10 protein-coding genes and 1 pseudogene are annotated in these 8,568 nt (G+C 67.5%); 3 read left to right on the top strand and 8 right to left on the bottom strand.

Annotated features, from left to right (window positions below):
• Positions 1–76: 76 nt before the first annotated feature.
• Positions 77–1,180, top strand: a complete 1,104-nt coding sequence (locus NBW77_RS03780) for a hypothetical protein (RefSeq protein WP_131746341.1) — start codon at positions 77–79, stop codon at positions 1,178–1,180.
• A complete protein-coding gene (locus NBW77_RS03775; protein WP_131746340.1) occupies positions 1,177–1,503 on the top strand; it encodes a hypothetical protein in 327 nt (108 codons plus the stop codon). Before NBW77_RS03780 ends, NBW77_RS03775 begins: the two co-directional genes overlap by 4 nt.
• A 189-nt stretch (positions 1,504–1,692) precedes the next feature.
• Here the strand turns inward: NBW77_RS03775 and NBW77_RS03770 are convergent, their stop codons facing one another.
• On the bottom strand, positions 1,693–1,926 hold the full coding sequence (locus tag NBW77_RS03770; protein ID WP_131746339.1) for an HAD hydrolase-like protein: 234 nt from the start codon (positions 1,924–1,926) through the stop codon (positions 1,693–1,695).
• Between the two features lie 136 nt (positions 1,927–2,062).
• Positions 2,063–2,173, bottom strand: a pseudogene (locus tag NBW77_RS03765) (IS5-like element ISFal3A family transposase); the annotation flags it as partial.
• Here NBW77_RS03765 and NBW77_RS03760 point away from each other — a divergent pair.
• Complete coding sequence (locus NBW77_RS03760) at positions 2,142–3,293, top strand: transposase (RefSeq protein WP_349816956.1); 1,152 nt, start codon at positions 2,142–2,144, stop codon at positions 3,291–3,293. The pseudogene NBW77_RS03765 and the gene NBW77_RS03760 sit on opposite strands and share 32 nt — an antisense overlap.
• A gap of 273 nt (positions 3,294–3,566) precedes the next feature.
• Here the strand turns inward: NBW77_RS03760 and NBW77_RS03755 are convergent, their stop codons facing one another.
• The 6 genes from NBW77_RS03755 to NBW77_RS03730 form a co-directional block, all read right to left on the bottom strand.
• Positions 3,567–4,028 carry an NUDIX hydrolase gene (locus NBW77_RS03755; protein WP_131746337.1) on the bottom strand — a complete coding sequence of 154 codons (462 nt, stop codon included), beginning with the start codon at positions 4,026–4,028 and terminating at the stop codon, positions 3,567–3,569.
• Positions 4,025–5,161 carry a DegT/DnrJ/EryC1/StrS family aminotransferase gene (locus NBW77_RS03750; protein WP_131746336.1) on the bottom strand — a complete coding sequence of 379 codons (1,137 nt, stop codon included), beginning with the start codon at positions 5,159–5,161 and terminating at the stop codon, positions 4,025–4,027. The genes NBW77_RS03755 and NBW77_RS03750 overlap by 4 nt, the downstream gene beginning before the upstream one ends.
• Positions 5,148–6,239, bottom strand: a complete 1,092-nt coding sequence (locus tag NBW77_RS03745) for a zinc-binding dehydrogenase (protein WP_207386947.1) — start codon at positions 6,237–6,239, stop codon at positions 5,148–5,150. The genes NBW77_RS03750 and NBW77_RS03745 overlap by 14 nt, the downstream gene beginning before the upstream one ends.
• Positions 6,236–6,649 (bottom strand): deoxynucleoside kinase, encoded by a 414-nt coding sequence (locus NBW77_RS03740; protein ID WP_250279281.1) that lies wholly within the window; start codon positions 6,647–6,649, stop codon positions 6,236–6,238. The genes NBW77_RS03745 and NBW77_RS03740 overlap by 4 nt, the downstream gene beginning before the upstream one ends.
• Before the next feature lie 191 nt (positions 6,650–6,840).
• Positions 6,841–7,689, bottom strand: a complete 849-nt coding sequence (locus NBW77_RS03735; RefSeq protein ID WP_250279280.1) for a radical SAM protein — start codon at positions 7,687–7,689, stop codon at positions 6,841–6,843.
• Positions 7,686–7,991 (bottom strand): ATP-binding protein, encoded by a 306-nt coding sequence (locus tag NBW77_RS03730; protein ID WP_131746335.1) that lies wholly within the window; start codon positions 7,989–7,991, stop codon positions 7,686–7,688. Before NBW77_RS03730 ends, NBW77_RS03735 begins: the two co-directional genes overlap by 4 nt.
• Between the last annotated feature and the right edge of the window lie 577 nt (positions 7,992–8,568).

Here is an 8,568-nt window from a genome sequence, read left to right as displayed (position 1 = left end):
ATCGTCGACGCTCACGGACCTGAATCCGATCTTCCCCGTCTTGACCGCGGCACTTCCCCCACCGGATCCGGCGCAGGTGGCCCAGGCCATCCGCAACCGGGAGGCCGCAAGGACCCGCTTCGACCAGGCTCAGGCGTCCGTCCACACCGCGCAGGACGAGCTGGACGCGGCCCGCCGGCTCGCGCTCGCAGCCAGGCAGATGCGGGAGGAGGGGGCGAAGGCCTGCGCGTCGGCGGTCCGGGACGCCTCGCACGCGGGGATCCGCAACAGGCCCTGGTGGTCCTGGGAGAAGCTCAGGCAGACCGCCGGAACGGTCTGGCATGTCGCCGTCGAGGTCGCGAAGATCGCTGTCGCGGTACTGGGCGTAGTCGCGCTGGTCATCGGCGGGCCGATCGCCTGGGCGGTCTTCGCCGCCGCGCTCGTCCTGCTGGCCGACGCCCTTGTCCGATACGGCAACGGCCGGGCGTCCCTGTGGGACGTCGGGTTCGCCTTACTGGGCTGCATCCCCGGCACCAGGGGCCTGACCACCCTCGGCGGGCTCGCCGAGGGTGTCCGCGGAGCCGGACAGGCACTGCGCGAGGGTCGCGCCCTCACCGGCGCCCGCGCCTACACCACGACGCTGGTCAGAAGCCTGCTCCCGCATGGGCATACGATCACCCCCGACGGGCAACTGCTCATGACCGGCGGTGACTCCCTCCGCGACGCCCACCAAGCAGCCAAAGCCGCCTCCGGTTCGATGTATGGAACAGAGCATCAACTCCGGAGCGGGCTCTCTCTCGGATTCGCCGATCAGGACGAGTTCAGCCGGTTCTCCGACTTACTGCACGAAGGTCTGAAAGAGGCCGGATACCCCAACGCTCAGGGTATAATGCAGGGAAGTTCCGTGACCGGGATAAGCTTCAAGGAGAGGATACCTTTCGACTCGGGAAGACGAAGCGACTTCGATGTCGCCATCGCCGATAATATACTTTTCAATAAGGCGCGGGAAGTCGGCGTACTACTTCGCAGAGGTGGTACGCGAACCGCCCCTCTCAGAAACCGCGATCTCAAAGCCCTGAACCTGCTTGAACTCAGAAATAAACTTATCGAAATCGCCGGAAGAAAGGTAGCCTTCATGCCATATCGAGACTTTGATGCCGCAGTAAAAAGATCTCCGTCCATCATCATTCCGAAGCAATGAACGAGATACTTCTCTACGGCTCTCCCCGGAATGACATCGACAGACTCGCCGAAGAACTGGGTAACGCTCTTGGCGTAGCACCGGAAGCTCGCGACAGCAGCTACTTCGGCGAGTACTACTCGCTCGAGGGACCCGAATTCGAAGCACGACTTGATCAAAATATGGATGATCCGGAAGAAGAGGAAGAAAAGGATAGATATCAGGAGCCAGACCATAAAGATATGACCTTGATGTTCGAGGTCATGATCACAAAAGGAGACCCGGAAAAGATCAAAAGATCTATCAACGGCGTCCCGGGCATGACATTTCTGAAAAATTGCTGACCCGGAAGACAATTTGATCATCAAGGTAATCCCGCAGCGGTGAGTACGTGGCGCGGCATCCCGCTGTCGGACGGGCGCGGACGGCATGATCGAATGGTCTACCAAACGGTAGACTGCACGGTATGACAATGACGACGATCAAAGTCGAGGTGGCAGTCCGAGACCGGCTGGCCACGGCGGGGCCGTAGGTCAGTCGCCAGCGGCCAGGCAGCCGAACACCGCCGCCCGCAGCGCACCAATGTCGGTCAGGTCAGACAACACCGCATCCGCACCGGCCGCGGCCAGCTCCTCGGCGCTGCTCGCGCCGGTTGCCACGCCAACCGCCCGGGCGCCGGCATCGTGGGCGCCCTTGACGTCGTGCGGTGTGTCGCCGATAACCGGCTCTACGCAGTTGGCCGGACGTCGCGTTTGACCACTGACCATCCGTGACCAGGTCGTTGTGGCGGAGCGTGGCCGATCTGGGGCCGAGAGAGGGACGCACCCGCCCTCCTGGAAAGATCGCTTCTTGCCTAGGGAAGAGATCACCGGGAGACGGGTGCGTCGTGTTCGAGGGTAGGGGTTACGGGCTGGCCGCGTTGCTGGGGCTGCCCGGTTTCGAGGTTGATGTTGTGGAGTGGGAGGCGGACGGCTCACCGACGGTGCATGTGGTCAGCGCGCCGGAGACGGTGGCCGGCGTGACCGAGGCCTTGAGCAGCGAGGAACTGCTGGCCGACGACCCGGCGCCGACCGCCGCCCCGAAGGCCGAGGCCGCGCCGCCGGCCGACGACCCGCAGGCCAGGGCCGGCCAGGCGCCGTCGGCGGAGAAGCCGGAGCGTGCCGGCGAGGCGGGGAACAGCGCGGAGATCCCGCGCCGGCTGCGCTCGGTATTCGGCCCGGCGCCCGCTGTGGGAGTGCTCGGGATTGACGACCAGCGGCGCGGCTCCCGCGGTTTCCACAAGGACCCGGACAGTGGCCAGTGGGTCGCCGACGCGGACTGCTGGCAGACGGTATTCATCGACTCGACCGGCGGCCACGGCCTGCTCGGCGCCGTCGAGGGTCGCGCCAAGGCCCCGGTGATCGCCTGGATCCTCGCCCAGCCACCCGCCTGGCGCGCGAGGATCTGGGCCGTCACGATCGACCTGTCGACCCTCTACCGGGCCGCCGCCCGCGAGGCCCTCCCGCACGCGATCATCCTGGCCGACATCTTCCACGTCGCCCAACTGGCCACGAAAATGGTCGACGACGTGCGCCGACGCAACACCCACCGGATGCGGGGCCGCCGGGGCCGCGTCTCCGACCTCGAGTACACGATCAAGAACCTGCTCCGGTGGGGGCCGTCCACGCTCTCCCGCCGCAGCCGTCGGAAGATCCTCGAGACCCTCAGCGCGCTCGAGACGGTCGACGGGGCGGCCACGCACGAGATCCGCACAGCCTGGACCGCCAGGAACCTGCTGCTTGAGATGCTCGCGCTCGCCCCGTCCCGTACCGGCCGCGCGACCACCCGCACCGACGTCGGCCGAGCCCTGTACCGCTTCTTCGATTACTGCGCGACCTTCGGCCGCGACATCCCCGAGCTCGTCACCCTCGCCGAGACCATCGACAGCTGGCGTGACGAGATCGCGAACGCCGTGACCCTGGGCATCACCAACGCGGCAGCGGAAGGCGTCAACCGGCTCAGCAAGTTGATCTACCGGGTCGCCTTCGGCCTGCGTAACGTCGTCAACCAGCAGCGCCGCGCCCGCTACATCGCCTACCGCGCCACCCGCCCTGACTGGCAACCCACCGTAACCGCCTATGCGAAGGTCGCGTAATCGGCCGACTACGACTTCCGACCAACTGCGTAGAGCCGGTTATCCGCTCATCAAGCTGGATTCCATGTCGACTGTCTCCGAGAAGCGGACGGACAGCCCCACCCGGTCAAATCCGGTTTCGTATCAGTGCTCTTCCAGTGCGGTGATGGCCTGGTTGAGATAGCCGGCCACCTGGTCACCATCCGAGCTGGTGGTGCCGATGTCCCGCTGGCGCACTGTCCACACGCAAGCTGAGCCAGCACGGTCGGCGTTTCCTGTTGTTGGTGTTCCGGGTTACCGGCGGGTCTTGGCCCACTGTGCCGCGTCGGCGACCAGCGTTGGGAGTTCTGCTGGGGTGTTCAGGCCGGCGACGTCGGCGATCGGTACCCATTGGGTGGCGCTGACTTCTTCCAGTTGCGCGGTGAGCTCGCCGGATAGTGCCTGCAGTACGTAGACGAGGTCTATGTGCCGGTGTATGCCGATGGTGGAGTCGCTGACCTGCATTTCCAGGATCGTGTACGGCGGGGCGTGCACGGTGACAGCCGGGTGAGCGAACGGTGGATCGCAGACGATCCGTGCGGTCACCCCGGTCTCCTCCAGCACTTCACGCAACGCGGCCTGGGCCGGGTCTTCGTTGGGGTCGACGTGCCCGCCCGGGTAGAGCCACTGGCCGAGTTTGTTGTGGTGGACGAGCAGTACCCGCTCGTGGTCGTCGAAGACAATCGCGGAGGCGGTGAAATGCCGGATGGTGGTCATGGACGTTGCCTTTCGGCATGGGCTGCGGCGAGAACTCCGATGCGGTCGGCGACCCACTGTAGTGCTGCCGGTGACATATCTGGATGAACGGGGAGCTGGAGCGTCGCCGCGCACAGTGCCTCGGCGTTCGGGCAGGCGGTGGCATACGCGGCGAACAGCGGCCGGTGGTACAGCGGCCGGTAGGCGTAGCGGGTCGAGTCGGGTGGCAGGCCCGCGGCGGTAAACCCGGCCGCGAGCGGTTCCGCGGAATCCGAGGCGATCAGTACCAGGTTGTAGTAGTTCGGTGTGTCTTGCGGTCCGTAGCCGAGTTCGGTGAGCGGGCTGTCGTCCGGCAGGGCGGCGAGTAGCCGGGCGGCGTGGGCCCGCCGGGTTCGTAGTTGCGCCTCCAGCCCGCGCAGCCGTCGGAGTCCGATCGCGGCCAGCGGCCCGGCGAGTTTGTGGTTCACCCCGTGTACGTGGCCGTTCAAATGCCCGAGGTGGGTGTAGAAGTCGATCCGGTCGGCGAGCTCCTCGTCGTCGGTGAGCACGAATCCGCCTTCGCCGGTGGCCAGGAGTTTGCGGTCGTGGGTGGAGAAGCATCCGGCCCGGTGCCGGGTGCCGGCGTAGCGGCCGCGGACTTTCGTGCCGTGGGCCTGGCAGGCGTCCTCGATGATCGGTATGCCGGCGGCGGTCAGTAGGCCGGCCGTCGTAGTGTCATCGGCAGGGTACCCCCACAGCGGCAGGGTGATCGCCGCCTTGGTGCGTGCGGTGAGTTTCGCGGCCACGTCGGTCGGGTCCAGGGTGAGAGATCCGGCGGCGGTGTCCACGATGACCGGAGTGGCGCCGCAGGTCAGGATCGGCATCGCCGTGGGCAGGGGTGCGGTGGCCGGGACGAGGACCTCGTCACCCGGCCGCACGCCGAGGGCGATGAGGGTGGCGTGCAGGGCCGAGGTACCGGAGTTGACCGCGACCGCTCGCTGCACTCCGAACCAGCCGGCCAGGGCCTTCTCGTAGATCGGCAGGACGGGTGCCCCGCCGGAGAGGCGTCCGTCGGCCAGCACGCCCGTGATCTCGTCCAGCTCGCCGCAGGCGGGTGGGGTGTAGCGGTCGTCGACCGGGTGGGCCGCGTCGAAGGCCGGCTCAGGTGTGGTCATAGGTGAGCACCACCTTGATCGTGTCCTGGGGTGTGTGGGTGATCAGCGAGTAGGCCTCGGTGGCGCGGTGGAACGGAATCCGGTGGGTGATCAGCTCGTCGGTGCGGACCGCGCCGGAGCCGATGAGCTGTCGTGCGGTGGTGTTGAGCCGGTCGAGGGTCCATAAGGGGTGTTGGCGCTGCGCGCACCCGTTGATCGTCATCGAGGAGATCAGGGTGATGCGGTTGCGGTGGTACTCCTCGCCGAGGCGCAGCCCGGGCTGGTCACCGTGGTAGGAGGCGACGGTGGCCACCCGGCCGCCGATGCGCAGGCAGCGGATCGCCTCATGCAGGCCCGTGTACGAGCCGGATGCCTCGATCGCCGCGTCCGCGCCGGCCGGGCCGGTCACCTCGCGGATCTCGGCGGCGACATCGGTATCGGATGTGGCGAGCACCGTGGTCACGCCGAAGGCCTCGGCGGCGGCCAGCCGCCGTGGGAACCGGTCCACGCCGATCACCCGTGCTCCGGCGAGGCGGGCCAGCTGGGCGGCGAGCAGGCCCACCGTGCCCAGCCCGACGATCGCCACGGTTTCGCCCACCGACAGTGCGGTGTCATGGACCCCGCCGAGCGCGACCCTGGCGAGGATGAAGAAGATCGTCTGTTCCGGGGAGACGCCGGCGGGCAGCAGCCCGGCTGTTGCCGCGGTCTCGGTGAGGAGATGCCCGTCGGCGTGGGGCGCGTCGATGGCGATCAGGTCGCCGACCTGCACGCCGGTGACGGCGGTGCCGACCTGGGTGACCGTGCCGATCGACTCGTATCCCGGTGCGACGGGGAAGTCCCGGCCGGGGCCGTCGAGGTAGAAGCGCCGGTTGGCGTCCCAGGTGCGGTGCAGCGCTGCGGCCGACCCTTTCAGCCAGGCGATTTCGGTGCCGTGACTGATTCCGGACAGCACGGTGCGGGCGTACACGTCGTGCTCGCCCAGCGGCGGTAGCCGTTGTTCGATCAGTTCGACGACCCCGGGAGCTGTGATCATAAGTCGTCTGCAGGGTGGCCCGGCTGCCGTGGTCTCGTCGACGACATCGGGGGCGGGCTGTCTCATCGGGACTCCACAGGGATCGGGAGCTGGCGTACCTGGGCGGCCAACTCGGACAGGTGTTGAGAGTCGAAGGCGTCGAACGTGGTGGCGTCCACGCGGATCAGCGGCCGGGGCCACCCGGCGTAGGCGGTTTCGAACGCGGCGGACAGGGCCGTGAGATGCGCGTCGGTCAGCACGGCCTCCATGGCCCGGCCGCGCCGGCGGATCCGGTCGTGCAGCGTCGCCGTGGTCGCGGACAGGCCGATCAGCGCATCCGGTGTGGGTAGGCTGCCGGCCCATACCTCGACGGTCGCGGTGATCCGGGCGGTGTCGGTCCCGTCGAGCGTGGTCGCGGCGAAGATCGGTTGTTTGAGTAGCGCCCAGTCCGCCACCACGCTTCTGCCGCAGGCGAGCAGGGCGGCGATCTCCCGCAACTGACGCTGGCTACAGCGGGATCCCGTCGAGCAGCAGCCGGCGGGGGCCGTTCGATGTGGGCCTCGAGCACCGCATTGTCGCGGTGAGCACGCTGCGTCGTCCATGGTCACCGCCGGGTCGGGAGGTAAGCGGCTGGTGCAGGCCGTCCGGTCCGGGTGACGTGCACGGTCGTCCCCGACCGGGTTGGCGATCAGTCCGGTGGTCGGGGGGGGCATGTCCGGCCTTGTTCGGTGGAGGGCTGCCCGGTAGTGGGCTGGTAGCAGACCCGGGTGTGATGTCCGGCTGCCGCGTGGGGGAGCTGCTGGTAGAAGCCGATCCATTCCCGTGGGGTCATCGCCGCCGCCTGGTGGGTGTGGCCGCGGCCGATGGTGGAGAACAGCTGGTAGTTGACCTGGGTGATACCGAGGTCGTCGGCGAGGTCGAGGAGTTTCAGGCAGTCGTCGCGGTTGGTGCGGGTGACGGTGCAGAGGAACCAGACGTCGAAGCCGCGGTCGGTGAGGTCGGCGGCGGTGGCCATCGCGGTCGCGAATGTGGCGGGACCGTGGATCTGGTCGTGGGTGAGGTGTGAGCCGCCGTCCAGGCTGATCTGGATGGAGGACAGCTCTGTCGGGGCGAGGCCGCGTAGCTTTCGGGCGGCGGGGGTGAGTCCGTTGATGGTGGTGCTGACCTGCTGGTAGCCGAGCGTGCGGGCATAGCGGAGGGTGTGGACGAAGTCGGGGTGCCCGGCGGGTTCCCCGCCGAGGATCGTCGCGTGCGACCCGCCGAGGCGTTGCCAGACGTCCAGCGCCGTGCAGATCTGCGACCAGCCCATCGTGCGGGCGTGTCCGAGCCGGCCGTCCAGGGAGCAGTGGGTGCAGCGCAGCGGACAGGCCTCGGTGATGTACAGGTCGACGTTGCCGAACCGGCCGTAGGCGGCCCGGTCGATCCGGTCGGAGTGGACGTCGTGGCCGGGCGCGGGCAGCGGGCCGGACCTGTACACATTCCCGGACTTGCCCTCGGCCGTGGGGACGGCCGGCATCGAAAGATCGGTAATGGTCATGGGTGAAGCCCTTTCACCACAGGTGCGGGCGACAGCCCGCCCGACGCGAGAGAGGGGGCGATGGCGGTGAGGACGGCGTCGATGACCTGCCGCCGGCTGGGAGTGGCGTCGATGACCTCCCAGAGCACACCCGCACGGATCAGTACCGTGCGGATTCCCGGGATCGTGCGCCGGTAGCGGTCCCGCCGCCGGACGAACAGCCCGGTCAGTGCGGCGGTCACCGTGGACTTCCCCGACCCCGGCGGACCCAGTACCGCCAGCCACACCCGGCCGCCGCCGGTCGCGGTTTCAGAGGACGACACGATGCGCCGCCGTGCACATTGCCGCTCGCTTCGCGTGTGGTGATGCGATCAGTTCGCACCGGTCGGGCCAGACCCGCCGTTCTATCCGGGTCTCCCGATCCCGGATGATCAATGACAGTTCGACGTTCGAATCGGCTGCCAGCCGATGGCACCACTGGTGCACCACGGATCCGCCGGTAAAAGAGGCGAGTAGTCGCCTGCCTGTATCGACGACATGAAACCGCGCTTCTTCCATGACTACTCCATTTCTTTTACATGAAGTCCAGTGATGGAACCGTCCTGCCGTCCGAAGTGGTCGATATCAGGTCCCTGGAGAACAGCGATTTTGGTTGCCGCCGGTGGTCAGTGCCGGCGACCCACCCACACGGAGTGATCGGAGGGGTAGATAGGTCGCCGGCACCGGCACCGTATTCACCCGCCAACCGGGACACCGTCAGCCGGTTGCCGGGGAGTCTTTTCTGCCTGGACGGAGATCAATATCCGCGAGGAGGTACCGGCAGTCAAGGAACGCGCGATTGCATGCCGTGAGATTTTGACGGCACACGCGTGGAGCTGATCCTCGGTCGACGGCGTGGCG

The sequence above is a fragment of the Frankia sp. Cppng1_Ct_nod genome (genome assembly GCF_920656135.1).
GTDB classification, from domain to species: Bacteria; Actinomycetota; Actinomycetes; order Frankiales; family Frankiaceae; genus Protofrankia; species Protofrankia meridionalis.
Note: the sequence above shows the minus strand (reverse complement) of the source record. Positions and strands in the feature narration are given on the sequence as shown.